The sequence below is a fragment of the Pseudomonas sp. GM78 genome, from assembly GCF_000282475.1.
In the GTDB taxonomy this organism is placed as follows: Bacteria; Pseudomonadota; Gammaproteobacteria; order Pseudomonadales; family Pseudomonadaceae; genus Aquipseudomonas.
Window position 1 is genome coordinate 1 of the sequence record NZ_AKJF01000108.1, and the last position, 26,494, is coordinate 26,494.

Sequence of the window (26,494 nt, forward strand, 5' to 3'; positions counted from 1 at the left end):
CAGGTGGCCGATTACGGCCTGGTGGCGGACCTGTTCGAAGCCATCCCTGAGCTGGAGAAGCTGGTCTAATCCGGCGGCTTCACTTATAAAGAGCCCGACCTTCTGGTCGGGCTTTTTTTTGCCTTTCCCCCTGTAGGAGCGAGCCTGCTCGCGATGGACGTCAACGATGACGCGGGGAACTTGGATGCACGCGGTGCATTTGAGACCATCGCGAGCATGCTCGCTCCTACAGGGATATAAACGGTCTCAACGGGAGTGTGCTGCTATGGATCTGCGTCTCGTGTGGAGTTTTCTGGGTCTGGCGCTATTGCCAGCACTGTCGATCGCCGCCGGCAAGTGCGAACGCCTGGTGGTCACCGGCAGCCCGGATGCGCCACCGTACCTGTGGCAAGACCCGCAAGATCCCAAGCACCTGATCGGCGCCAGTGCCGATTTGTTGCAGCAGGTAGCGGGGCAGTTGGGCATCAAGGTCCAGCTGCTCTACGCCGGCAAACGCGCCCAGGCGCTGGAGGAAGTACGCAGCGGGCGCATGGACATGCTGGCCGATGCCCCGTTGACGGTCAGCGAGCTGGAATCCCTGGACTACATTCATCCAGCGTTGCTGGAAAACGATTACCTGGTGTGGACCCGCAAGGATTCATCGCTGGTCTACAACGCAGTCGCGGACCTGCACGGTCATCCCGGGGCGTTGTCGGAAAAGTCGCGATTAACCGCGCAATTCGCCACTTTCGCCGAGCAGCAATTGACCCTCATCCGTACGCCAAACCTGACCCAGGCCTTTCAGAAACTGCTCTTGGGCGAGGTGGAGTTTGTCCTGGCAGGGCGTTACTCCGGCATGGCGATGGCGCAGACACTGGGCATGGCCAATGACCTGGTGGCCCGCGCGCAACCGGTCGACAAACCGGGTCTGTTTCTGGCGGTTTCCCACAACTCGGCCTGCAACGATCCGTGGTTGCGCGGACAGTTGGCCAAAAAGATGACAGAATTGCCCGCGTCCGGACTGACGGAGGCCGTGCTGCAACGCAATATCGAGCGTTGGAACGCGCAGCAGAAACAACCTGTCAGTACCCCAAAACAGTAGGGATTCTTAGTGAGTATTCGACCTCTTTTCGCTGCCCTGGCCGTTCTGGCTCTGGCGGGTTGTGCAGCCGATCCGGCGCCGAATGAACAAATGCGCCTGACCGCACAGGCCGTCGAGCAGGCCAGGGCCGTGGGTGCCACTGCCGACGAAGTGCCGGAAATGAAACTGGCCGAAGACAAGTACAACCGGGCCAAGGGCAGCATGGCTGACCAGTCTTTCCGGAATGCGCGGATGCGCGCCGAGCAGGCCGAGCTGGACGCGCGCCTGGCCGAAGCCCGGGTCCTGACCCTCAAGAGTGAAGAACAGCTGAACGTGCTCAACACCCGCATCGCCCGCCTGCAAAAGCAGTTGGGAGCCGCCCAATGAGCCTCAAGTCAAACGTTCTCGGCGCTTTGATCCTGGCGGGTACTGTCAGCCTTGTCGGCTGCGCCGGCCAGCAAGGCGAGGCGGCGCTGCAACAGGCGGGCGCCGACTTCCAGAAGGTCAAGGAAGACTCCAACGTGCTGCGCATCGCCCCCAAGGATGTGATTCGCGCCGGTGAGTCCCTGGCCCGCGCCGACCGTTTGTCCACCTATTGGGGCAGCGGCTCGGATGTAGTGCATTACGCTTACCTGAGCCAGCGCTACAGCGAAATCGCCAGGGAGCACACCAATCTGGTGCTCAACGAAGAGCGCGCCGCCAAGCTGGAGCTGGAACGACAGCGTCTGCAACTGGCCCTGCGCGAATCCAAGTTGCTCAGCGTGCAGCAGCAGGGCAAATGGCTGGAAGAGCAGATCCTTGCCCTGGCCACCACCCAGACCGACCGTGGCCTGGTGATGACCCTGGGCGATGTGCTGTTCGACACCGGCGAGGCAGAGCTGAAAAACTCGGCCAACCGCGTGGTGTTGAAGATTGTGCAGTTCCTGCAGCTTAACCCCAAGCGCGTGGTGCGCATCGAAGGCTACGCCGACAGTACCGGCGGCAAGCAGGAAAACCTCAAGCTGTCCCGCGACCGGGCGCAATCGGTGGCGGATGTGCTGATGGACCTGGGCATCGACGACAAGCGCATCCGGGTTGAAGGCTATGGCGACGAGTATCCGGTTGACGCGAACGCCTCCGAACGGGGCCGGGCGCAGAACCGTCGGGTGGAAATTGTGTTTTCCGACGAAAAAGGCCAGCTCGGCGCTGCCCGCTAAAGGGTAGCGTCTCTGGAAAGCCCGGCCTGCCAGACAGCGCCGGGTTTTTTTTCGCCTGCCGATTACCGCACAAAACAGTACAGTTTTTGCTGACACTGCACTGTACTGTCGACTATTGTGGCAACTGTCCCCGTACACTTCTAAACTGTTCCGGTATTGTTTCACACAAGAATAAAATGCCCGTGAAATCGAGTGCTGCGTCATGACCAACCTCTTGCTCTACCAACGTATTGCTCAGCAACTGGCCGAAGACATCCGCCGTGGTGTCTATCAACCGGGAGAGCGCGTGCCTTCGGTGCGCAAGATGAGTTCGCAGCTCAATGTCAGCCATGCCACGGTGCTGCAGGCGTATGCCAATCTTGAAGATCAGGGGCTGATCCGCGCGCGGCCGCAGTCTGGTTACTACGTGCACCAGACCCCGGCGCTGACCGCGCCGACACCGGACATTGCCCGGGTCGAACGACCAGGCCTGGTCACCCGCAGCAGCATCATTCAGCAGGTGTTGGTCGAGTCCCGTCGCGAAGGCGTATTTCCACTGGGCGCCGCGGTGCCCAGCGTCGACTATTTGCCCGTGCGGGCCCTGCATCAGCAATTGGCCAAAGTCACCCGGTTCCATAGCCCGCGGGCGTTCAGCTACATGTTCAGCCCCGGTTTCGAACCCTTGCGCCGACAAGTGGCGATCCGCATGCGCGATGCCGGCGTGGTGGTCGACCCTTCGGAAGTGGTGATCACCCACGGCTGCGTCGATGCCCTGCAGATGTCACTGCGGGTGCTGACCCGGCCTGGTGACCTGATCGCGGCCGAGTCGCCGACTTACTACGGGTTGTTGCAGCTGGCCGATCTTTTGGGTCTCAAGGTCATCGAAATCCCCAGCGACCCGTCCACCGGCATGAGCCTCGAAGCCCTGCAATTGGCGGCCAACCAGTGGTCGATCAAGGCGCTGGTGCTGACCACTCGTCTGAGCAATCCGTTAGGCGGTACCATGCCTGAGGAGCGGCAGAAGCAACTGCTGCGCCTGGCGTCGGACTTCGACATCCAGGTCGTCGAAGACGATATCTACGGCGAGCTGATGTTCGAGCAGGGCCGTACCAAATCGCTCAAGGCCTATGACCGGCTGGACCGGGTGATCTATTGCTCGAGCTTCTCCAAGACCCTGTCGCCGGGGGTGCGGATCGGCTGGATGATTGCCGGCAAGTACCAGCAGGAGATCCAGCGCTTGCAGACCTTCAGTACCCATTCGGCCTGCAGCGTCACGCAGATGGGCATTGCCGCCTATCTGGAAAACGGTGGTTACGACCGTCACTTGCGTTACATCCGCCAGGAGTACCGCAAGAACCTCAGCGCCTTCCAGCTGGCGGTGCAGCAGTATTTCCCCGAAGGCACGCAGATGACCCGGCCTACCGGCGGTTTCATTTTGTGGGTGAGCTTGCCGGGGCGGGTCAATACTCAGGAACTGCATGTGCGGGCGTTGCAGCAGGGCATCAGTATCGCGCCGGGGCTGATTTTCAGTAACACCGAGCAGTTCAACCACTGCATCCGGCTCAATTGCGGCATTCCGTGGAACCGCGAAGCCGAACGTGCGTTGATGACCCTGGGCATGCTTGCCACCCAGCTCTGCCAGGAGATGGCCGGCGGCTTCTGACCGGGCGGCCTCTGTCCGTGCTTGTCACGGGGCGTGCAACAGGCGAGCATAGGCACCTCTGTCGTTTTCGCCGTTTGCGTCGTTGGGTACATGAAGCCGATTTCTCCTGCCGTCTGGCTGTTGATCTGCCTGTTAGTGAGTGTTCAGCCGGCGTCCGTGAAGGCCGAATCCGTGCCGGAAAAACCCGCCGTGAGCGCTGCCAAGGCAACTCCGAAAAAAACCGCACCGGTCAAAAAGCCCGCCGCGGTAAAAAAGCGCCCACCGATTGCCTCCAAGTCCAAACCGGCCAGCGAAGTGGTGAAAACCCCGGTGCCTTCAGCCGACCTGGATTTGAGCCTGCCCAAGGACATGGTCGAAGAACTGAAACCGGTCGGTACCGTTCCATTGCCCAAGCGTGAACCGGTATTGCCGCAAATGTTCGGTGACAAAAGCAGCCAATTCCAGCTCAACGGCAGGCTGATCAACAACGAAATGCAGTTGCAAATGCGTAACGAAGAGCGCCGTGAAGTCGAAGGCGCAGCGCTGGAATTCGAGTTCAAGCGGTAAATCCCGTCTTTGGCTGACCTGCCCGTCAGACGCTTGGTCGGAGACTGGCCGGTCACACCCGTTTACAGGCAAATACCCAGTCCAGGGTAATTTAAAACAACTGTTTTAGCGGTTACTCTGTGCCCCGTCCTTTAACACATTGCACGTCGCGAGGAGCTTTTCGTCATGAAATGCCGTGAGGGCTGTGGCGCCTGCTGCATTGCCCCTTCCATCAGTTCACCGATTCCCGGTATGCCCCATGGCAAAGCCGCCGGGGAACGTTGCCTGCAACTGTCTGCCGAAAACCTGTGCAACATTTTCGGTAAACCCGAGCGCCCGGCGGTGTGTTCGGCCTTCGAGGCCGACATCGAGGTGTGTGGCAACAGCAGCGTAGAGGCTATCCGCTTGATTGGCTGGTGGGAGCAGATGACCGCGGCGTGATGTGTTCGACGAACGGAACTTCAACAATAAGGAATAAGATTATGGGTTCGCTGCATCGTATCGCTGTGTTGTGTGGTTTGACGGCTGTACTGGCCACTTCGGTCGTCCAGGCCGAAGACTGGAAAGTCGCCAAGAATGAAGACGGCATCAAGATCTCCCTGAGTGAAGTGGCCGGCTCCGACTACAAGGCCTATCAGGGCGTTACCCTGATGAAGACCACCGTGGCCAAACTGCGGGCGCTGCAGGACGACGTGGTCGGTGCCTGCGCCTGGATTCACGAGTGCAAGACCCAGAAGCTGCTCAAGCACGAAGGCGATCAGAGCTGGACCTACACCCAGTTCAATACGCCATGGCCGGTCACGCCGCGTGATTCGGTGTTGCACATCACAACGATCACAGGCGCCGACGGCAGCCTGACGCGCAAGCTCGAGGGCGTGCCGAAATACCTTCCTGAAGAAAAGGGCTTTGTGCGGGTCGCCAAGGTCGATGGTTTCTGGAAGTTCGTCCCCAAGGGCGATCAGGTTGAAGTGACCTACCAGGTGCATACCGAGCCCGGTGGTAGCGTGCCATCGATGGTGGCCAACAAGTTTGTGGTGGATGCGCCGTTCAATACCCTGAAAAATCTGAAGGCTCTGGCCGAGAAATAAAAGCGGGTTGTAGGAGCGAGCCTGCTCGCGAAAAACCTGAGAGCGCCGCAGGGTGCCAGTTACCCCGCGTTAACGTTGGCCCTCCATCGCGAGCAAGCATCGCTCCTACACAAACCTTTATTGTGTTTCCGAATATTCGTTGCACAAAATTTTCACAAAGCCTCCAAGACAATTCCCCCCCGCGCGGCCATCGACGAACAGTAATCAATGGCAATGCCGCGATTGATCGTGCAACATTTGCGCACCGCGCGAACCCCGGGGCCGAGTACTGGCCAACAGAGGGCAGGGCGCAGCTGTATTTTCGAAACTTAAACTTCCAATGGGTCCTAAAAACGACATGGCAATCCCGGACGCCCTGAGTCAGAAGCGAGCATCGAGTCGCTTGCTGCAACCGACCGTCAAATCGCATCTGGCCTACACACTGTTGTGCGCTCTGGTCATGATGGTGATGTTTTCCGTGCTGCGCCTCGCGCTGCTGGTCTACAACCGCGAAATGATCCTCGACACACCGGCCGCGACCTTTTTCGAAGCATTCGCCAACGGCTTGCGTTTCGACCTCCGCCTGGTGGTCTACCTGAGCGTTCCGTTGGTGCTGGCGCTGTTCAGTGCCCGGGCCATGGCGGCGCGGGGGATCTTCCGCTTCTGGCTGACAGTCACCTCCAGCATCGCGCTGTTCCTGGGCCTGATGGAGATGGACTTCTACCGTGAGTTCCACCAGCGCCTCAACGGGTTGGTCTTCCAGTATGTGAAGGAAGACCCGAAAACCGTGATGAGCATGCTCTGGTACGGTTTTCCGGTAGTTCGCTACCTGCTGGCCTGGGCCCTGGGTACCTGGATCCTGAGCCTCGCGTTCAAGGGTGCCGACCGTGCCACGCGTCCTCGTGGCCCTTTCAGCGGCGGCAGTATCAGTACCCGGCAAGTTGCCCCCTGGTACTCGCGCGCGATGGTGTTCGTGGTGTGCCTGCTGATCTGCGTGGTCGCGGCCCGCGGTACCTTGCGTCAAGGCCCGCCCATGCGCTGGGGTGATGTCTACACCACCGATTCCAACTTCGCCAACCAACTGGGCCTCAACGGTACCCTGTCCCTGGTGGCTGCGGCGAAGAGCCGGATGTCCGAAGATCGCGACAACATCTGGAAAGCCACGTTGCCTCAACCGATGGCGCAGCAGACCGTGCGCGACCTGCTGGTGATGAAGGACGAAAAACTGGTGGATGCCGAGACCGCCGCCGTGCGTCGTGACTACATGCCGCCGGCCGACAAGACCTTGCCGATCAAGAACGTCGTCGTGATCCTGATGGAAAGCATGGCCGGTCACTCGGTGGGTGCACTGGGCGCACCGGGCAACATCACGCCGTACCTCGACAAACTGTCGAAGGAAGGCCTGCTGTTCGACCACTTCTTCTCCAACGGTACCCACACCCACCAGGGCATGTTCGCCACCATGGCCTGCTTCCCGAACCTGCCGGGTTTCGAATACCTGATGCAGACCCCGGAAGGCAGCCACAAACTGTCCGGCCTGCCGCAGTTGCTCAGCGCCCGTGACTACGACGATGTGTATGTCTACAACGGCGATTTCGCCTGGGACAACCAGTCGGGTTTCTTCAGCAACCAGGGCATGACCAACTTCATCGGGCGTAACGACTTCGTTAACCCGGTGTTCTCCGACCCGACCTGGGGTGTGTCCGACCAGGACATGTTCGACCGTGGCCTGGTGGAGCTCAAGGCCCGCGATGGCAAGGACAAGAAACCTTTCTATGCCTTGCTGCAAACCTTGTCCAACCACACCCCCTATGCGTTGCCGACCCCCTTGCCGGTCGAACGCGTAACCGATCGTGGCAGCCTGAACGAACATTTGACCGCCATGCGCTACTCGGATTGGGCGCTGGGCCAGTTCTTCGAGAAGGCGCGCAATGAGCCTTACTTCAAGGAAACCCTGTTTGTCATCGTCGGCGACCACGGTTTCGGCAACGAGCGCCAGATCACCGAAATGGACTTGGGTCGTTTCAACGTGCCGATGCTGATGATCGCACCAGGCATCCAGGAAAAGTTCGGCACGCTCGACCACACCGTTGGCACTCAAGTCGACATCGTACCGACCATCATGGGCCGGATCGGTGGCGAAGTGCGTCATCAGTGCTGGGGCCGTGACTTGCTCAACCTGCCGGAAGGCGACACCGGTTTCGGTGTGATCAAACCGTCGGGCAGCGAGCAGACCACCGCGATCATCACCGCGGACCAGATCCTGGTTCTGCCGAAGGACAAGGACATGGCGCCGAAGATGTACCAGTACGAACTGGGCGCTACGCCTCGTGCCGTGGTCGTTCCTGATGCACCGCGTACCGCTGAGCTTAAAACCAAGCTCGAAGCGTTCCTGCAAACGGCGACCAAGAGTCTGATCGACAACACCGCCGGTGTGGTCGACGGCAAGCCGGATTAAACTGGCAACACCGAGCAGATAGCGATGCAATAAAAAAGAGGCTCTTTTAGAGCCTCTTTTTTTTACCGGTCAGAACTTCATATCTTGCCGAGCAACAACAGGATCAGTATCACCACCAACACCACGCCGATGATACCGGACGGGCCATAACCCCAACTTCTGGAGTGCGGGAAGACCGGTAGACCACCGATCAGTAACAGGATCAGAATGATCAGAAGAATTGTGCCCATGTCTGTTTCCTTGCTTTAAGTATTCAGGAATGACCTAGCCGTTATCAGTCAGCGGGAATGTCATTTATTCGAGCTGCTTAAAAAATCCGACCGCTACTCAGGGCAAAAAATTCCATGTTTTTTTGCTGTTTTTAGAACTATTGCCTATTCCGTCTGATGTTGCGTTAGTTGGTTGAGCCGCGCCTGCGGTTTGCTCGGGGCATTCAGCAATCTGATAGAGCGTGGGACGACCAATATCCTTCGCTACACTCGACGCATCTTCCCCGGAACAACAAGGCTGTTTGCTATGCAAAATCGCATGATGATCACTGGTGCGGGCTCCGGCCTGGGTCGCGAAATCGCGCTGCGCTGGGCGCGCGAAGGCTGGCAGCTGGCCTTGTCGGACGTCAGCGAACCAGGCCTGCAGGAAACCCTGAAACAGGTGCGCGAAGCCGGTGGCGACGGTTTTATCCAGCGTTGCGATGTGCGTGATTACAGTCAGCTGACCGCGTTTGCCCAGGCCTGCGAGTCGAAGTTTGGTGGTATCGACGTCATCGTCAATAACGCGGGCGTGGCCTCGGGCGGGTTCTTCAGTGAACTGTCCCTGGAAGACTGGGACTGGCAGATCGCAATCAACCTCATGGGCGTGGTCAAGGGCTGCAAGGCCTTCCTGCCGTTGCTGGAAAAGAGCAAGGGCAAGATCATCAACATCGCGTCGATGGCGGCATTGATGCAAGGCCCGGCCATGAGCAACTACAACGTGGCCAAGGCCGGCGTAGTGGCGTTGTCCGAAAGCCTGCTGATCGAACTCGCGCATCAGGAAGTCGGCGTGCACGTGGTTTGCCCGTCGTTTTTCCAGACCAATCTGCTGGACTCCTTCCGCGGCCCGACGCCGGCCATGAAAGCCCAGGTTGGCAAGTTGCTGGAAAGCTCGCCCATCAGTGCCGCCGATATCGCCGACTATATCTACCAACAGGTCGCCGCCGGTGAGTTCATGATCCTGCCCCACGAACAGGGCCGCCAGGCCTGGGCGTTGAAGCAGAAGAACCCGCAACTGCTCTACAACGAAATGACCCTGATGGCCGACAAGATGCGCGCCAAGGCCAGGCAATCGGCAAGCTGAACTTGCCCGTACGGAACAGCCTCGCTAGGGTGGCCGCCATCGGCCATCCTCGCGAGACGTTCGCATGCTCAATTACCTGTGGTTTTTCCTCGCCGCGTTGTTCGAAATCGCCGGCTGCTTCGCCTTCTGGATGTGGTTGCGCCAGGGCAAAAGCGTCTGGTGGGTTGTGCCGGCGTTACTCAGCCTGACGTTGTTCGCATTGTTGCTCACGCGCATAGAGGCGACTTACGCAGGCCGTGCCTATGCCGCTTATGGCGGTATCTACATTATTGCTTCGATTGGCTGGCTGGCGGTGGTCGAGCGGATTCGTCCACTAGGCTCCGACTGGCTCGGCGTGGCGCTGTGCGTGATCGGGGCCAGCGTTATCCTGTTCGGCCCACGCTTCTCGGCTTCCTGACGAATCGGCCCTCGATTGAGGTGCGTGTCAGGCATTTCCTTCAGCAAGGCAACCCAGTGGTTGTAGGTTCGGTCTGGATTACCCTGGCTGTCTTGTAGGCCCGTCGTGCACCGGGCATCTTCAAGGCCCGGTAACCCTGAAGGACCAAAGCCATGCTTGTACTGAGTCGTGTAGTCGGCGAATTGATTTCCATCGGCGACACCATTTCGGTGCGCATCATTGCCGTCAATGGCGGTAACGTGCGCTTCGGCATCGAAGCCCCGAACCATGTCAACGTGCACCGCAGCGAGATCTACGAGCGAATCCAGCGCAAGCTGGCGCGCAACAAGAAATCAGTCGAATAGATGCTTGGGCACGTCGTGCTTGAGCATCAACTGGCATTGCTCGCTCTCCGGATCGAAGACAATCAGGGCCTGGCCCTTGATCAAGGCCTGGCGAACACGCAATACGCGGGTCTCCAGCGGCGTGTCATCGCCATTGTCGGTACCGTCGCGGGTCACGAAGTCTTCGATCAGGCGGGTCAGGGTATCGACTTCAAGTTGGTCGTGGGGAATCAGCATAGGCACCTCGGCTAAACAATGGCGCGATGCTACGGCGGTTATGAACACATCACCAGTAGGAGCTGCCGCAGGCTGCGATCTTTTGATCTTGCTTTTTAAGATCAAAAGATCGCAGCCTGCGGCAGCTCCTACATGATCGCATTCCCTTACCTGTCGTTGCGTTGCCCCACCAGGCTATCCACCGACGGCACTCGCGTATCGCTCTCCATCTGCGTCTCGTGTTCGATCTGGTGACTGAACCGGTCCAGCGAGCCCGTGGCCGGCTGCGCGTCGCTGGCGAACACCGGCGGGCTGAGGATGTAGGCGCCGAGCAGGCGGCTGAGGGCGGCGAGACTGTCGATGTGGGTGCGTTCGTAGCCGTGGGTGGCGTCGCAGCCGAAGGCGAGCAGGGCGGTGCGGATGTCATGGCCGGCGGTAACCGCCGAGTGAGCGTCGCTGAAGTAGTAGCGGAACAGGTCGCGGCGTACCGGCAACTCGTTGTCACTGGCCAGGCGCAGCAGGTGCCGCGACAAGTGATAGTCGTACGGCCCGCCGGAATCCTGCATCGCAATGCTCACCGCGTGTTCGCTGGAGTGCTGGCCGGGCGCGACGGGCGCGATGTCGATGCCGACGAATTCACTGACGTCCCAGGGCAACGCCGCCGCGGCGCCACTGCCGGTTTCCTCGGTGATGGTGAACAGCGGATGGCAATCGATCGCCAGCTCTTCGCCGCTGTCGACGATGGCTTTCAACGCTGCCAGCAATGCGGCGACGCCAGCCTTGTCGTCCAGGTGACGGGCGCTGATGTGGCCACTCTCGGTGAATTCCGGCAACGGGTCGAAGGCGACGAAATCACCGACGCTGATGCCCAGGGAATCGCAATCGGCGCGGGTGGCGCAATAGGCGTCCAGGCGCAGTTCGATGTGATCCCAGCTGATCGGCATTTCATCAACCGCGGTATTGAACGCGTGCCCGGAGGCCATCAAGGGCAGCACACTGCCACGGATCACGCCGGCGTCGGTAAACAGGCTGACGCGGCTGCCCTCGGCGAAACGGCTGGACCAGCAACCCACGGGGGCCAGCGTCAGGCGGCCGTTGTCCTTGATGGCGCGCACGGCGGCGCCAATGGTGTCCAGGTGCGCGGAAACGGCACGGTCCGGGCTGTTTTTCTTGCCCTTGAGGGTGGCGCGGATGGTGCCGCGACGGGTCATCTCGAAGGGAATGCCCAGCTCTTCGAGCCGTTCGGCGACGTAACGCACGATGGTGTCGGTGAAGCCGGTGGGGCTGGGAATGGCGAGCATTTCCAGCAGGACTTTTTGCAGGTAGGTCAGGTCCGGTTCCGGGTATTGGCGGGTCATGGAAACTCCTGATGAATTGGGTGCTGTTGGGGATCGTTCCCACGCTCTGCGTGGGAATGAATCAACGGACGCTCTGCGTTCGGCTCTTGAGGGACGCGGAGCGTCCCGGGCTGGATTCCTTTGCTGCGCGTGGGAACGATCGGGCGCTACACGGCCGGCTGACTGTGCGGAAACAACAGATCGACAAACCGCTCGGCCGTCGGTTGCGGTTCATGATTAGCCAGTCCTGCGCGCTCGTTGGCTTCGATAAACACGTACTGCGGTTGATCGGCGGCAGACACCATCAGGTCGAGGCCGACCACGGGAATATCCAGCGCCCGAGCCGCGCGCACCGCAGCATCCACCAGTGTGGGATGGAGGATCGCGGTGACGTCCTCGAGAATCCCGCCGGTATGAAGATTTGCCGTACGCCGCACGAACAGGTGCTCGCCAGCCGGCAGTATGCTGGCGTAGTCGTAACCGGCTGCCTGCACGGTTCGTTCGGTCTCAGAGTCCAGCGGGATCTTGCTTTCGCCGCCTGTAGCCGCCTGGCGCCGTCGGCTCTGGGCTTCGATCAGCGCACCGATGGAGTGCTGGCCATCTCCCACCACCTCGGCGGGCCGACGAATCGCCGCGGCGACCACTTCAAAGCCGATCACGAGGATCCGCAGGTCGAGGCCTTCGTGGAAGCTTTCCAGCAGCACGCGATTGTCGAATTGGCGGGCGGCTTCGATGGCGTTCTGGAGCTCTTCGATGGTCTGTAGATCCACCGCCACCCCTTGCCCCTGTTCACCGTCCAACGGCTTGACCACCACCCGCTGGTGTTCGTCGAGAAACGCCAGGTTGTCATCGGCATTACCCGCCAGTTGCTGCGCGGGCAGGTTCAGGCCGGCAGCCGTGAGCACTTTATGGGTCAGGCTTTTGTCCTGGCACAGGCTCATGCTGATAGCGCTGGTCAGGTCAGTCAGCGACTCGCGGCAACGTACCCGCCGACCGCCGTGGCTGAGGGTAAACATCCCGGCCTCGGCATCATCGACCTGCACATCAATGCCGCGGCGATGGGCTTCCTCGACGATGATCCGCGCGTACGGATTGAACGCCGCTTCAGGGCCTGGGCCGAGAAACAACGACTGGTTGATGCCGTTCTTGCGCTTGATGGCGAAGGTCGAGAGATTGCGAAAACCGAGCTTGGCGTAAAGGTTCTTCGCCTGGCGATTGTCGTGCAGCACGGACAAGTCCAGGTAGCTCAGCCCACGGCTCATGAAGTGTTCGATCAAATGCCGCACCAGCACTTCACCGACGCCGGGCCGCGAACAGTGCGGATCGACCGCCAGGCACCACAGGCTGCTGCCGTGTTCCGGATCGTTGAAGGCCTTTTGATGATTGAGGCCCATGACGCTGCCGATCACCGCGCCGCTGTCCTCGTCCTCGGCCAGCCAGTACACCGGGCCGCCCAGGTGACGCGGGGTCAGCAAACGGGCGTCGATCGCCAACATGCCGCGCGCCTGATACAACTGATTGATCGCCTGCCAGTCGGCATCGCCTTGCGCACGGCGAATGCGAAAACCGCGAAACACCCGGGTTGCCTGGCGGTAATCGCTGAACCACAACCGCAGGGTGTCAGAGGGGTCGAGAAACAGCTGGGCCGGTTCCAGCCCCAGCACTTGCTGGGGCGCGGCAACATACAGGGCGATGTCGCGCTCACCCGGTTGCTCGTTGAGCAACGCCTGGGCGAGGCTCACCGGGTCGGGGAACGTATGGCCGATCAACAGTCGTCCCCAGCCGCAATGCACGGCAATCGGCGCGGTACCGAGTTCGCTGCCGTCTTCGGCCAGGCGCGCCTGCAAGCGTTCGTAAGAGGGCGCCTGACCCCGCAACAGGCGTTGGCTGTACGCCGTGGCTTGAGGTTTCATCGATCAGATTCCTTGTTCACTGAGCCACAGGTTCAGCGCCGCCAGTTGCCACAGCTTGGAGCCGCGCAACGGGGTTAACTGGCCTTGTGGATCGGTCAGCAAACGGTCGAGCATCGCCGGGTTGAACAGGCCACGATCCTGGCTCGGATCCAGAAGCAATTCACGCACCCAGTTCAGCGTGTCGCCCTGCAAATGCTTGAGGCCCGGCACCGGGAAGTAGCCTTTCTTGCGGTCGATGACTTCGCTCGGAATCACCAGGCGCGCCGCTTCCTTGAGCACTTGCTTGCCGCCGTCCGGTAGTTTGAATTTGCCCGGCACCCGGGCTGACAATTCCACCAGGCGATAGTCGAGAAACGGCGTGCGCGCTTCCAGGCCCCAGGCCATGGTCATGTTGTCGACGCGCTTGACCGGGTCGTCCACCAGCATCACCGTGCTGTCCAGGCGCAGGGCCTTGTCCACCGCCGCATCGGCACCGGGCTGTGCGAAATGTTCCTTCACGAAGTCGCCGGCGGCGTCATTCGCGGTCAGCCATTTCGGCTGAACGGTGGCAGCGTAGTCGTCGTAGCTGCGGTCGAAGAACGCGTCGCGATAGGCAGCGTACGGGTCGCTGGCGCCATCGACCTGCGGGTACCAGTGATAACCGGCGAAGAGCTCGTCCGCGCCCTGGCCGCTTTGCACCACTTTGCAATGCTTGGCCACTTCGCGGGACAACAGATAGAAAGCGATGCAGTCATGACTGACCATCGGCTCGTTCATGGCGCGGAAGGCGGCGGGCAGTTGCTCGATGATCTCTTTTTCGTCGATGCGCAATTGGTGATGTTGGGTGCCGTAATGCCGGGCGATCAGGTCCGAATACTGGAACTCGTCACCGCGCTCGCCGCCGGCATCCTGGAAACCGATGGAGAAGGTCGACAGGTTTTCCACGCCGACCTCACGCAACAGGCCGACGAGCATGCTCGAATCGACACCGCCCGACAGCAGCACGCCAACGTCCACCGCCGCCCGCTGACGAATTGCCACCGCCTCGCGGGTACTGTCGAGTACGCGGTCGCGCCAGTCTTCGAGGGTCAGGTTTTTCTCATCCTCGTGTGGGCCGTAGGGCAGGGTCCACCAGATTTTCTGCTCGGTACGGCCATCCGCTTCAATGCGCATCCAGGTCGCCGGTGGCAGTTTTTCGATGCCGGCCAGCAACGTGCGTGGCGCCGGGACGACGGCATGGAAGTTCAGGTAATGATTGAGCGCGACCGGATCGAGGATCGGGTTGATGTCTCCGCCCTTGAGCAAAGCTGGCAACGCCGAGGCAAAGCGCAGGCGCTGGCCGGTGCGCGACAGGTACAGCGGCTTCACGCCCAGACGGTCCCGGGCGATGAACAGGCGCTTGGCGTCGCGCTCCCAGATAGCGAAGGCAAACATACCGTTGAGCTTGGGCAAAAGCGCTTCGCCCCAAGCGTGGTAGCCCTTGAGCAGCACTTCGGTGTCGCCCCCGGAATAGAAGGCATAACCGAGGCTTTCGAGTTCGCTGCGCAGTTCCGGGAAGTTGTAGATCGCGCCGTTGAAGGCCAGGGACAGGCCCAGTTGCTGGTCGATCATCGGCTGCGCCGAGCCGTCCGACAGGTCCATGATTTTCAGGCGGCGATGGCCCAGGGCAATCGGCCCCTGGCTATGAAAACCCCAGGCATCAGGGCCTCGAGGTGCCAGGTGATGGGTGATTCGCTCAATGGCTGCAAGGTCTGCAGGTTGATTGTCAAAACGTAACTCGCCAGCTAATCCGCACATAAATTCCTTACCGGTTTTTCCGTTGGGGAGGGTCAATCGATACCGTGCCAAAAGGGCAGGTACTCAAAAACTGACCCGCCTCGGTTGTGGGAGTTTTAGAACGATAAGTTATAAGCAGGAATAGCGGGGCGAATGGCAGGCACGGCAGAACCACCGTTGGCCGTGGCGGTAACTATTGCTGGGATGCATAGAAGTAGCTGCTGGGATGGGTTGCGATCCGACCCGGTATTCGAATTATCAATTGCCTGCCGGGCTTCCTAGACTGAGCGTCTCTTCACGCAATAAGGATATTGCTCATGCTGGCTACGACTTCCAAAACCGCCACCGCAGCGGAGCCGCTGACCTCGGCACAACGCCTCGAAGCGTTGTTGGAACACACAGGAGACCTGGACAAAGCGCAAGTGTTGAAAGCGTCCATTGCACCCTGGTTGGCGACTGCGGACCTTACCGTGGTGCAGGCTCTGAAGGCTGCGTTCGAGCAGTCATTTGAAACTCAAGGCAAGGTCACGGAGGCGCTCAAGAAACTCAAGCCCTTGGACGAGTTCTGTAAAGAGCAACTGACCGAATTCCTCAAGGGTAAATGGACAGTCGATTTTGATGTCGAGCGGGACATGCTGGACATCACGAAAACTCTGTACACGTCCACAGGCGCGCTCCCGGTCCTCGGTTACCCGGATCAAAAAACCACGACATCACGCAGCCTGCTCCAGGCGGCCATGGAAAACTTTACTTCCGGGGAAGCGGGGAGCGGCGGTTTTCCAGCAGAGTCGGTAATTCGCATCAATGAACAAGCCCAATCAGACGCTGAAATCACCCCTGTAAAATTCGCAGCACTGTGTCGTGAACTCGACCTGGGGGCTCGCTATCAGCGCCATATCGACCAGGCCCTGGCATTGCCGGCCAAACCCGCAAAAGATGCACCTGTCGATGACCGGGCCAGCGTTGCGGACATTCGGCGCCTGAAGGTGCTGGACATGCGGGTTGCCCTGCACATGGCCTCCCTGAAAAAGGACATCACTCCCGCGGTCTATACCATGCTGCTGAGTGTGATCGATCAGGATCTCCCGGCAGCTCAAACCAGGGGCGCATCGTTCGATGGCGGGCCGGTGCAATGGCAGGGCTTGATGATTCACGACACTTGCATCTGTGGGGCACTGGTATTTACCAAAGTCTCCATCGATACCGAGCCGAAGGCCCGGTGTGTGGTCTACATGCCGAACGAACCCCGACGACCCCTGTATGAATACGCCTCGCTGGATGACTTCAAGGTCTACCTGACCCTCCATTTGCAAAGCAAAAGCTACAGAAAGTCTTTCGCCGGGCAGTACCTGCATGGCCACGATAAAACCGGGTTTTTTACCGGGTTTGACAAGGGCAAGACCTTGGGCACGCTCGCTGCCGCTCCTGCCGACACCTGTCTTGGCGATTTTTTCTTCAGTACTTTTGTCAGCACGACTCAAAAAGACGCGCAAATGCTTGCCGTGCCGACTGAAGACGTCGATGAGCAGCAGCGGGAAAAAAACCTTCAGGCATTGATCGATGGTGGTCTTGTGTTGTTGAACGCAGCCGCTTTTTTCGTCCCGGTGATCGGCCAGCTCATGCTGGCTGCGGCGGTCGTCGATATCGTCAGTGAGGTGTATGAAGGCGTGGTGGACTGGACGCACGGCGAGCGGGCCGAGGCGTTGACACATTTGTTGAGTGTGGTGGAAAACGTCGCGCAGCTGGCAGCGTTTGCCGTTGGTGGAAAAATCATCGCCAAAGCCATCGGTAAGGGCGCGAAGGAGCAGGAGGCATTCTTCGACGAGTTCGAGGCCGTCACTCACGCTGATGGTACGGCTAAATTGTGGAAGCCCAACCTCGACGCCTACAAACAGACCACGGCTTTGCCAATTGACGCGCAACCTGATGCGCAGGGGCTTTACCGGCATGCCGGGCAGACGTCGATCGTCATCGAGGGTGCTCCCTATCGAGTCACCCAAAGCGCAGAGGGATCGCCATGGACCCTCAATCATTCTGTGCGTACTGACGCCTTTGCGCCTGCCGTCGAGCGAAATGTCGAAGGGGGCTGGCGGCATGTCTATGAGCATGCGCACGAGTGGCGCGACGGTGCCTATGCATTGGAGCGCACGAATCCGCGCCTGGGTGATCTGGGCGATGACCTGGAAGCGATTGCCGACATCACCGACATGACGCCTGACAAGTTGCATCGGCTTCATGAAAGCAACCTCAAGTTACCACAGCGGCTGAACGATTGTGTCGAGCGCTTCAGGATCGACCGGCGCATCACCACGATGGTCGCGGCAATGGAAGGGGGAGAGAGCGCAAACAAGGACTTCATCCAGGAGCAACTGCATACGCTGCCGAGGCTGCCCGGCTGGCCGACGGAGCGCTTCATTGAAGTGCGCGACGGGGAAGACCTGGTCGTGTCCCGCTTCCCCGAGACGGCGCCGCATGATGATGACGTCAACAGCGTGCACGTCCTTCAATCGGAACTGGACTCGGGAAAACTGCTCGATACGGTCATCAATGGGCTCTACCCGACTGAGGTGGAGGGCATCATCGGCAAGACAACCATTGAATCGAAATCGCAGCTGTTGGCAAAGAAAATCGCGACAAGCCTCAAGAGTGGTCGCCAGCCGCTGTTCGAGTGGCTCTATAAAACCTGGGACGGCACCGCCACCGGTGACTTGGCGCTGTTGCGCGAACACACCGCTGACCTTCCCACGAGGGTATGCGAGGAATTGCTGGATAACGCCTCTGCCAGCGATCGCAGCTTTTTGCGTGACCGCAAGATCCTCGGCATGGATCTCGCCGTACAGGTCAGCGAAGCACAGGCGCAGATCAGGCAGGACCGTGCGCTCACCGGGCTGCACCTCCCGCGATTGGCCAATGCCGACACCGACAAACTGTCGCTCGGGCTGATGGAAAGGGTGCAAGGCTGGGACGGCAGTTGTCGACTTGAAGTGCGACAGGGTTCCGCGACCGGCACCTTGCTGGACAGCGTGGGCGAAATGGATGCGCAGTCGCTCGGGATCATTGTCAAGACGCCCACCGGTTACCAGGTCACCCAAACCGCTGGCAATGTGTCTTCCACGCTGACCAGCGACACGCTGCTGGGGTCGATACTTGACGCATTGCCAACGACCCAGCGCACGCGCATGAGTCTCACGGGCGAAGATCCGCTGGATGTACCGACGTTACGGGCACGATTGTCGAGGGCCGCCGCTGGCGATCCGGTGCGTACCGGGCGGGTGTTGCGAGGGGAGCGCAGTGATACACCCAAACACCTTTTTGCCTGTGTCCAGGCGGACTCCCCCGCTGCGAACTCGTATGCAAGGGGCTTGATTCGTAAAGTCAAAAAACTTTATCCGCTGTTCACGGATGCCCAGGCTTCGGCGTTTCTCGACAGCGCCGGCAGCACCCAGATGCAGCGGGTGAATCGAATCAAGGAACTGGAGCAGCAACTGAAAAAACTGCGCGGTGTGCTGCACACCTGGCGTGACGATAAAGTGGCAATAGCTGAAGCAGTAGAGAAGCTGCCGGGGAATGAAAACGATATCCGTGTCAGCCGTCGTCAAGTGGCCAATACCATCGAAAAATGCTGGCGCCGGATAGCACGGTCCACTCGTACTTCTACAATGCTCAGGCTGGAGCGCAACCCTGTAGGCCCATTACCGACGCTGACCGAGCAGGATGTTGCCCATGTGCGCAGCCTTTCCATCACTGAGATGAAGGCTGGCGATGAGCTGGCGTATTTCCTTGCGCCGTTCAAAGGGCTTGTCACGCTGAACCTGGACCACAATAACCTCAAGCGATTGCCTGAAGCCTTGTCGTACATGCCCGATCTTGAGCAATTGAGCCTGCAGGGTAATCAGATACAACTGACCGAGTACACCTTGCGCAAACTGGCGGACATGCACAAATTGCGCTCGTTGGGGCTGAGCGACAACAACCTGGGAGCTACGGTTGACGTCAGCAAGATGATCAATCTGAAAGAACTGTTACTGCGTGATACTCACGCGACGGAACTGCCTGTCGGGCTTCAACACGTTCTGGATCTGGACTTCGTGGACCTGCGAGGAAACAACATAGTGGAGTTGCCGGAGTGGCTGTTCAACCTCCGTCAGCGAAACGCTCTGTCGATCAACCTGAGTGGTAACCCCGTATCCGCACGTAGCCGAGCGAGGCTGGGGACCTTCCATAGCAATACGGGCATCGGGATGGGTCTGTGGCAAAATGAAACTGTGGTGGTCCATGATCAAAGGGCTCGAGACCTGTGGATGCCCAAACCGGCTGAAGCGACCTATGCCCGTCGTAATGGTGTATGGCTGGCGCTAAAGGAAAACCCCGAATCGAAAGCATTCTTTGAATTGCTGGCACAACTTGGAAGTTCGGCCGATAGCCGCTTTGTGCATGAAAACATGACATGGCGGGTCTGGAGTGTCATGGAGGCGACCCGGAGCGATGAGGCGTTGTGCCGTCTATTGCTGAAGATGGCGGCGACAGCCCGTTGCGCTGATGACGCGGCGTCGCTCTTCAGTAATATTGAGGTCGCCGTCGAGATCGAAAAGGAGGTTCGACTGTCCGCTAATGCCCATGATAAGGCCGCTCGGCTGTTGAGACTTGGGCGTCGCCTGTTCCGACAGGATTATCTTGCCAAAATTGCCAAGGAACGGGTCGAGGCCAATCCAGCGCTCGATGATGTGGAGGTTGAGCTGGCTTATTGCACCGGTCTGGCCGACAGGCTCGAACTGATCGGTCAACCCCGGCACATGCGTTTTGAATTGGTGAGTGGTGTAAACGCAAATGACCTGGATGCGGCCTACAACAAAGTCATTACCGCAGAACTTTCACCTGAACTCTTGACATCCCTCATTGAACGCTCGTTCTGGAGCGATTTTTTGCGAGCGCATCATGGCGAGAAATTCTCCGAAATGATTGCGCCCTTTCAAGTGCGGGAGCAGACGGCTTCTGAAAACGAAGCAAAGCTTGGCGAGGACTATGGCCCCACGCTCGACCGCATCGACGCTGATATGAAGACGGCTGAACACGATTTGTTGAAGGGCCTGACCCAGGCTGCCATGGACGCCGACGCGGCAAGGACCTGTTTTACGTTGGATTGATCACCTCAGGCCTTGCCGCGTATCAAGCGACGCAAAGTGAAGCGGTTAGGATGACAGGCCTCCGCCACAGCCCTGGGCAGTGGCAGTGGTTCGTCATCGAGCCACGCGGCGATCAATTCACCTGACAACGGCGCTGTAATCAATCCTCGGGAACCGTGGCCGCTGTTGACGTACAAGCCATCCAGCCAGGGGCAGGGGATGTCCGGGATTTGCCGGGCATCCTTGCTCAGTGCACTGTAGACGTCGACGAATGCCTGGCTGTCGGCCAATGGCCCGACAATCGGCAAGTAATCCGGGCTGGTACAGCGAAACGCGGCGCGGCCTTCAAGTTCATCGGCTTGCAAGGTGTGCGCACCGAGCCGGGCGACCAGGTCCTGCGAGATTTCTTCAAGCATCTGCAAGTTGCCCAGATGTTCGGCCGTGGTTGGGGTCAGGTCGTCGCTGTTGAAATCGAAACTCGCCCCCAGGGTGTGTTCGCCCAAGCGTGCCGGCGCGACATAGCCTTCGGCGCACACCACGGTACTCAGCGCCCGGCTTGAAGCTGTTTGCTGCAAGCGGGTGATTTGTCCGCGGATGCGCTTGAGCGGCAACTCGCTGCTGAAAGTGAATCGCTTGATCTCGGCAGCGCCGGCCAGCACCACCGCAGGTGCTTCGGCCAGCAAGCTGTCGCCATCCCATGCTTGCCAACTTCCGTCCACACGGCGCAACTCCAACACATCGTGATGGGTCAGCAACTCGATGTTCGATTGCCCGGCCTGCCATTGGCACAGCGCAGGCGGGTGCACCCAACCGCCTTCAGGGTAAAACAGGCCTCCCGCAGGCAGTGCGATACCGGCGCGAGCCTCGGCGTGTGCCCGGTCGAGTGTGTGCAGCAAGTCACTGGGAAACGCCGTCGCCAACTGCGCCTGACGCTCGGTTTCCTTGGCATTGAAGGCCAGTTGCAAGACCCCGCAATCGTCCCAGTCAACGCCCCGTTGCAAATGCTCAAGCAAGCGCCGGGTGTAGCCGAACCCGCTGACAATCAATTGCGACAATGCGGTGCCGTGGGCGGACAGCTTGAGGTACAGCACGCCCTGGGGATTGCCTGAGGCTTCCTGCGCCAGCGCATCGTGACGCTCCAGCAGACTCACCTGCCAACCGCGTGCGGCCAGGCTGGCGGCCGTCGCACAGCCGGCGAGCCCGGCGCCGATCACCAGCGCGTGACGTTCCTCTGTTAGCGGGGTCGGTCGGGCAAACCAGGGTTTCGCCACGGCGGGCGTCGGCGTTTCTGCTGGCCAGCCAAGGAAGGTGCCGCGCAGGATTTCCCATTTGTGGCCGATGCCGGGCGTACGTTTCATCTTGAAGCCGGCGGCATTGAGCAGCCGGCGCACCCAACCGGTGCTGGTGAAGGTGCTGATGGTTGAGCCGGGCGCCGCCAGGCGGGCCAGCTCGGCAAACAGTTCGGCGGTCCACATGTCGGGGTTTTTCGCCGGCGCGAAACCGTCGAGAAACCAGGCGTCGATCTGCGCGTCCAGTTGCGGTAGCTGCTCCAGTGCATCGCCGATCAGCAAGGTGAGCGTGACGCGGCCGCTATCCAGAACCAGGCGCTGGAAGCCCTGGTGGATCGCCCTGTATTGCGCCAGCAGTTGATCGGCGAACGGCTTGAGTTCCGGCCACAACGCCAGCGCCCGTTGCAGGTCGGGCAGACTCAGCGGGTATTTTTCGACACTGACAAAATGCAGTCGCGCACCGGCCACCGCGTGCTGCTCGAACAACTGCCAGGCGCACAGGAAATTCAACCCGGTACCGAACCCGGTTTCGCCAATCACCAATCGCCCACCCGCCGGCAGCGCGGCGAAACGCTCACGCAAAGCGTTCTGTTCCAGGAACACATAGCGGGTTTCGTCCAGCCCCGACAGGTCGGAAAAATACACATCATCGAACACCCGCGAGCGCGGGAGCCCTTGGTCGTCCCAGTCGATCTGGGCGTGGGGCATTACAGGTTTCATGGCAGGCTCGGCAACGGCAAGGTCGCCATTCTATCCGATCGCGGCAAGGGGGCATGATCCATGGCAAGGCCTGCATCGGCCAACGCGATGAAAATGGGATTTCTGCCCCGCGGGAGCGGTCAATCCACTAGTCTTGCTCACATCTGCCAGGGAGCCGCCCATGTTCGAATCCGCTGAAATCGATCACGCCATCGACAAAGAAACCTACGACGCCGAGGTACCGGCCCTGCGTGAAGCCTTGCTTGAAGCGCAATTCGAACTGCGCCAGCAGAGCCGGTTTCCGGTGATCATCCTGATCAACGGCATCGAAGGCGCCGGCAAGGGTGAGACGGTCAAGTTGCTCAATGAATGGATGGACCCGCGCTTGATCGAGGTCCGCACCTTCGATCAGCAAACCGACGAAGAGCTGGCGCGACCACCGGCCTGGCGCTACTGGCGGATGCTTCCGGCCCAGGGCCGCATGGGCATCTTCTTCGGCAACTGGTACAGCCAGATGCTGCAGGCTCGGGTGCACGGCGTTATCAAGGACCCGAGGTTCGATCAAAGCATCAACGGCGCCGAACGCCTGGAAAAAATGCTTTGCGACGAAGGCGCCCTGATCTTCAAGTTCTGGTTCCACCTCTCCAAGAAACAAATGAAGGCGCGCCTCAAGGCGTTGGCCGATGACCCGTTGCACAGCTGGCGCATCAGCCCGCTGGACTGGCAGCAGTCCGAAACCTACGACCGCTTTGTGAAGTACGGTGAACGCGTCTTGCGCCGTACCAGCCGTGACTATGCGCCGTGGCATGTGATCGCCGGAAAGGATGCGCATTATCGCAGCCTGGTGGTGGGGAAAATTTTGCTCGAAGGCCTGCAGGGCGCCCTGAAACGGCCGAAAATCCACCCGGAAAAAGTAAACGCCGCGCCGGTGTTCCCAAGCGTCGATCAATTGAACCTGCTGGACAGCCTCGACCTGACCCTGAATTTGGCCAAGGGCGATTATGAAGAGCAACTGATCACCGAACAGGCGAGGTTTTCCGGGTTGATGCGCGACAAACGCATGCGCCGCCACGCATTGATGGCGGTGTTTGAAGGCAATGACGCAGCGGGCAAGGGCGGGGCGATTCGCCGGGTGGCCGCGGCGCTGGACCCGCGCCAATACAACATCGTGCCGATTGCCGCGCCCACCGAAGACGAACGGGCGCAGCCGTATCTCTGGCGTTTTTGGCGGCATGTTCCCGCGCGGGGCAAATTCACCGTGTTCGACCGTTCCTGGTATGGCCGGGTGTTGGTGGAACGCGTCGAAGGCTTCTGCACCCCGGCGGACTGGCTGCGTGCCTACGGTGAAATCAACGACTTTGAGGAACAGCTCACCGATGCCGGGGTGATCGTGGTCAAGTTCTGGCTGGCCATCGACAAACAGACGCAGCTGGAGCGCTTCCAGGAACGCGAAGAGATCCCGTTCAAGCGCTTCAAGATCACCGAGGACGATTGGCGCAACCGCGACAAGTGGGACGACTATCGCACTGCCGTCGGCGACATGGTTGACCGCACCAGCACGGAAATCTCGCCCTGGACCCTGGTGGAGGCCAATGACAAGCGCTGGGCACGGGTCAAGGTGTTGCGCACCATCAACCGCGCACTGGAAGAGGCGTTCGAAAAGTCGGACAAGCGCAAGGGCAAGTAGCCAGGCGATGGTTACGCATACGCGGGATGAATGATTGTCGCAGTCGGTTATTGGGTGGGCTTATGCTCGGTCCACTCTCAACCGACAACAACAATGAGGTATGCCATGCGTGAAGTGGTGATCGTCGACAGCGTGCGGACCGGCCTGGCCAAATCCTTTCGCGGCAAGTTCAACATGACCCGTCCCGACGACATGGCGGCGCATTGTGTCGACGCCTTGCTGGCGCGCACCGGGATCGACCCGGCCAGCGTCGAGGACTGCATCGTCGGTGCCGGCTCCAACGAAGGCTCCCAGGGCTACAACATCGGGCGCAACGTCGCGGTATTGTCGCGCCTGGGCATCGGCGTGGCCGGCATGACCCTCAACCGCTTCTGCTCGTCAGGCTTGCAGGCGATCGCCATCGCCGCCAACCAGATCGCATCCGGTTGCAGCGACATCATCGTTGCCGGTGGCGTCGAGTCCATCAGCCTGACGATGAAAAGCATCAACACCGATCACCTGATCAACCCGCTGCTCAAGGAGCAGGTACCGGGGATCTACTTCCCGATGGGCCAGACCGCCGAAATCGTCGCTCGACGTTACGACGTCAGCCGCGAAGAACAGGACCTGTACGCCCTGCAAAGTCAGCAGCGCACTGCCCAGGCACAAGCGGCGGGGTTGTTCGACGATGAAATCGTGCCGATGGCGGTGAAGTACCGGGTTGAAGACAAGACCAGCGGCCAGGTGCAGATTCTCGAAGGCGTCGTGGATCACGATGACTGCAACCGCCCGGATACCACCCTGCAAAGCCTGGCCGGGTTGAAACCGGTGTTCCTTGAAGATGGCTCGGTCACCGCCGGTAACTCGTCGCAGCTGTCCGACGGCGCCTCCATGACCCTGGTGATGAGCCTGGAAAAAGCCCTGGCGCTGGGCTTGAAGCCCAAAGCGTTCTTCCGCGGATTCACCGTAGCGGGTTGCGAACCGGACGAGATGGGCATCGGCCCGGTGTTCTCGGTGCCCAAGCTGCTCAAGGCCAAGGGCCTGAACCTGGGCGATATCGATTTGTGGGAACTCAACGAAGCCTTCGCCTCGCAGTGCCTGTACGCGCGTAACCGGCTGGAGATCGACAACGACAGGTACAACGTCAATGGCGGCTCGATCTCCTTTGGTCACCCGTTCGGCATGACCGGTTCGCGTCAGGTCGGGCATATCGTTCGCGAGTTGCAGCGGCGCAATCTGCGTTACGGCATCGTCACCATGTGCGTGGGCGGCGGGATGGGGGCTACCGGGTTGTTCGAGGCGGTGCGCTGATCCGACGCTTGTGCATGTACCCTCTGGCCAGAACCATGTTGCGACCTGCACAGTTTCATTCGCGGCCAGGCGTTAACTGTCCCTGTGTACCACCCGGCTTAGCGCCTAGAATGACGCGACTTGTTTTCCGGATTGGGGTTCGCATGCACGTTTCATCGGGTCGCTGGGTTTATGGGCTGTTGCTGGCCTTGCTGACCGCGCTGTTGTGGGGAATCCTGCCGATCAAACTCAAGCAGGTACTGCTGGTGATGGACCCGGTCACGGTGACCTGGTTTCGCCTGATGGTGTCCGGTGGCTGCCTGTTCATCTACCTGGCGGCGACCAGGCGCCTGCCGAGCCGCAAGGTACTCGGGCCGCGGGGTGGCTGGCTGGTGCTGATGGCGGTGCTCGGCCTGGTGGGCAACTACGTGCTGTACCTGATGGGGTTGAACCTGCTCAGCCCCGGCACAGCACAACTGGTGGTGCAGATGGGCCCGATCATGTTGCTGATCGCCAGTGTGTTCGTGTTCAAGGAACGGTTCAGCCTGGGGCAGGGGATTGGCCTGCTGGTGTTGTTGATCGGCTTTGCGCTGTTTTTCAACCAGCGCCTGAGTGAGCTGCTGACCTCGTTGAGCGACTACACCGCCGGTGTTTTGCTGGTGTTGCTGGCGTCTACGGTCTGGACCTTTTACGCGCTGGGGCAGAAGCAGTTGCTGACGGTGTGGAATTCGCTGCAGGTGATGATGGTGATCTACCTGTTTTGCGGGCTGTTGCTGACACCTTGGGTGCATCCGCTGGAAGCCCTGCAATTGAACCCGTTGCAAGGCTGGCTGTTGCTGGCGTGCTGCATGAACACCCTGATTGCCTATGGCGCATTTGCCGAGGCGCTGGCGCATTGGGAGGCGTCGCGGGTCAGTGCGACATTGGCGATCACGCCGCTGGTGACCTTTGGTGCCGTTGCCGTGGCCGCCTGGTGGTGGCCGGAGTATGTGCATGCCGAGACCATCAATGGCCTGGGGTATGGCGGGGCGATATTGGTGGTGTTGGGGTCGGCGCTGGTGGCGTTGGGGCCGTCGTTGATTGCCGGGCTCAAGGCGCGCAAGGTGAGGATGGCGGCCAGTTAGACCGCGTCATCGTTCATCGCGGGCAAGCCCGCTCCCACAGATTTTGTGTTGTTCACAGATTTCGTGGTCGACGCATAACCTG

Annotated in this window: 21 protein-coding genes and 1 pseudogene; 16 read left to right on the top strand and 6 right to left on the bottom strand. The window is 60.1% G+C overall.

All coding sequences use genetic code 11. The features are described 5' to 3' along the window. The 9 genes and pseudogenes from PMI35_RS34655 to PMI35_RS13695 all read left to right on the top strand — a co-directional run. Window positions 1–69, top strand: a pseudogene (locus PMI35_RS34655) (electron transfer flavoprotein subunit alpha/FixB family protein); the annotation flags it as partial. Window positions 70–265: 196 nt separating this feature from the next. Further along, window positions 266–1,081: a substrate-binding periplasmic protein gene (locus tag PMI35_RS13730; protein ID WP_008060820.1), complete on the top strand. Its 816-nt coding sequence runs from the start codon at window positions 266–268 to the stop codon at window positions 1,079–1,081. 9 nt (window positions 1,082–1,090) lie between these two features. Further along, the gene (locus PMI35_RS13725) at window positions 1,091–1,447 is read left to right on the top strand and encodes a DUF4398 domain-containing protein (protein ID WP_008060823.1); all 357 of its coding nucleotides are present in this window, start codon (window positions 1,091–1,093) and stop codon (window positions 1,445–1,447) included. Continuing rightward, the gene (locus PMI35_RS13720; RefSeq protein ID WP_008060825.1) at window positions 1,444–2,256 is read left to right on the top strand and encodes an OmpA family protein; all 813 of its coding nucleotides are present in this window, start codon (window positions 1,444–1,446) and stop codon (window positions 2,254–2,256) included. The genes PMI35_RS13725 and PMI35_RS13720 overlap by 4 nt, the downstream gene beginning before the upstream one ends. Before the next feature lie 202 nt (window positions 2,257–2,458). Then, on the top strand, window positions 2,459–3,898 hold the full coding sequence (locus PMI35_RS13715; RefSeq protein WP_008060827.1) for an aminotransferase-like domain-containing protein: 1,440 nt from the start codon (window positions 2,459–2,461) through the stop codon (window positions 3,896–3,898). A 90-nt stretch (window positions 3,899–3,988) separates the two neighbouring features. Continuing rightward, window positions 3,989–4,444 (top strand): hypothetical protein, encoded by a 456-nt coding sequence (locus PMI35_RS13710; protein ID WP_008060829.1) that lies wholly within the window; start codon window positions 3,989–3,991, stop codon window positions 4,442–4,444. A gap of 165 nt (window positions 4,445–4,609) precedes the next feature. Continuing rightward, window positions 4,610–4,864 (top strand): YkgJ family cysteine cluster protein, encoded by a 255-nt coding sequence (locus PMI35_RS13705; RefSeq protein ID WP_008060831.1) that lies wholly within the window; start codon window positions 4,610–4,612, stop codon window positions 4,862–4,864. Between the two features lie 41 nt (window positions 4,865–4,905). Next, entirely contained in the window at window positions 4,906–5,511 is a 606-nt protein-coding gene (locus PMI35_RS13700; RefSeq protein ID WP_008060832.1) for an START domain-containing protein, read from the top strand. A 337-nt stretch (window positions 5,512–5,848) separates the two neighbouring features. Then, window positions 5,849–7,948 (top strand): LTA synthase family protein, encoded by a 2,100-nt coding sequence (locus tag PMI35_RS13695; RefSeq protein WP_032831701.1) that lies wholly within the window; start codon window positions 5,849–5,851, stop codon window positions 7,946–7,948. Between the two features lie 77 nt (window positions 7,949–8,025). Here the strand turns inward: PMI35_RS13695 and PMI35_RS34035 are convergent, their stop codons facing one another. Then, window positions 8,026–8,178, bottom strand: a complete 153-nt coding sequence (locus PMI35_RS34035) for a DUF3309 family protein (RefSeq protein WP_008060837.1) — start codon at window positions 8,176–8,178, stop codon at window positions 8,026–8,028. Between the two features lie 286 nt (window positions 8,179–8,464). Here PMI35_RS34035 and PMI35_RS13685 point away from each other — a divergent pair, with 286 nt between their 5' ends. The 3 genes from PMI35_RS13685 (at window position 8,465) to csrA (ending at window position 10,021) form a co-directional block, all read left to right on the top strand. After that, window positions 8,465–9,280 carry an SDR family oxidoreductase gene (locus PMI35_RS13685; protein ID WP_008060839.1) on the top strand — a complete coding sequence of 272 codons (816 nt, stop codon included), beginning with the start codon at window positions 8,465–8,467 and terminating at the stop codon, window positions 9,278–9,280. A 64-nt stretch (window positions 9,281–9,344) separates the two neighbouring features. Further along, entirely contained in the window at window positions 9,345–9,677 is a 333-nt protein-coding gene (locus PMI35_RS13680) for a YnfA family protein (protein WP_008060845.1), read from the top strand. Window positions 9,678–9,829: 152 nt separating this feature from the next. Continuing rightward, on the top strand, window positions 9,830–10,021 hold the full coding sequence (gene csrA, locus PMI35_RS13675) for a carbon storage regulator CsrA (protein ID WP_008060847.1): 192 nt from the start codon (window positions 9,830–9,832) through the stop codon (window positions 10,019–10,021). Here csrA and PMI35_RS13670 read toward each other — a convergent pair. The 4 genes from PMI35_RS13670 to PMI35_RS13655 all read right to left on the bottom strand — a co-directional run bounded on the left by PMI35_RS13670 (window position 10,010) and on the right by PMI35_RS13655 (window position 15,242). Next, entirely contained in the window at window positions 10,010–10,237 is a 228-nt protein-coding gene (locus PMI35_RS13670; protein ID WP_008060849.1) for a YheU family protein, read from the bottom strand. The two genes, csrA and PMI35_RS13670, sit on opposite strands and share 12 nt — an antisense overlap. Window positions 10,238–10,383: 146 nt before the next feature. Next, window positions 10,384–11,574 (bottom strand): osmoprotectant NAGGN system M42 family peptidase, encoded by a 1,191-nt coding sequence (locus PMI35_RS13665; RefSeq protein WP_008060851.1) that lies wholly within the window; start codon window positions 11,572–11,574, stop codon window positions 10,384–10,386. Window positions 11,575–11,720: 146 nt separating this feature from the next. Beyond that, complete coding sequence (gene ngg, locus PMI35_RS13660; RefSeq protein WP_008060854.1) at window positions 11,721–13,466, bottom strand: N-acetylglutaminylglutamine synthetase; 1,746 nt, start codon at window positions 13,464–13,466, stop codon at window positions 11,721–11,723. A gap of 3 nt (window positions 13,467–13,469) precedes the next feature. After that, window positions 13,470–15,242, bottom strand: coding sequence for an N-acetylglutaminylglutamine amidotransferase (locus PMI35_RS13655; protein ID WP_008060856.1), 1,773 nt, complete (start codon window positions 15,240–15,242; stop codon window positions 13,470–13,472). A 296-nt stretch (window positions 15,243–15,538) separates the two neighbouring features. Here PMI35_RS13655 and PMI35_RS13650 point away from each other — a divergent pair, with 296 nt between their 5' ends. After that, window positions 15,539–20,365: an NEL-type E3 ubiquitin ligase domain-containing protein gene (locus PMI35_RS13650; RefSeq protein ID WP_008060858.1), complete on the top strand. Its 4,827-nt coding sequence runs from the start codon at window positions 15,539–15,541 to the stop codon at window positions 20,363–20,365. A gap of 5 nt (window positions 20,366–20,370) precedes the next feature. On the opposite strand, the gene mnmC is transcribed toward PMI35_RS13650, so the two are convergent. Beyond that, window positions 20,371–22,353, bottom strand: coding sequence for a bifunctional tRNA (5-methylaminomethyl-2-thiouridine)(34)-methyltransferase MnmD/FAD-dependent 5-carboxymethylaminomethyl-2-thiouridine(34) oxidoreductase MnmC (gene mnmC / locus PMI35_RS13645; RefSeq protein ID WP_008060859.1), 1,983 nt, complete (start codon window positions 22,351–22,353; stop codon window positions 20,371–20,373). A gap of 160 nt (window positions 22,354–22,513) precedes the next feature. Here mnmC and pap point away from each other — a divergent pair, with 160 nt between their 5' ends. From pap to PMI35_RS13630, 3 genes are all read left to right on the top strand, one after another. Further along, window positions 22,514–24,019: a polyphosphate:AMP phosphotransferase gene (pap, locus tag PMI35_RS13640; protein WP_008060861.1), complete on the top strand. Its 1,506-nt coding sequence runs from the start codon at window positions 22,514–22,516 to the stop codon at window positions 24,017–24,019. Between the two features lie 105 nt (window positions 24,020–24,124). After that, window positions 24,125–25,309: a thiolase family protein gene (locus PMI35_RS13635; RefSeq protein ID WP_008060862.1), complete on the top strand. Its 1,185-nt coding sequence runs from the start codon at window positions 24,125–24,127 to the stop codon at window positions 25,307–25,309. Window positions 25,310–25,452: 143 nt separating this feature from the next. Continuing rightward, window positions 25,453–26,412, top strand: coding sequence for a DMT family transporter (locus PMI35_RS13630; RefSeq protein WP_008060863.1), 960 nt, complete (start codon window positions 25,453–25,455; stop codon window positions 26,410–26,412). Window positions 26,413–26,494 lie beyond the last annotated feature (82 nt).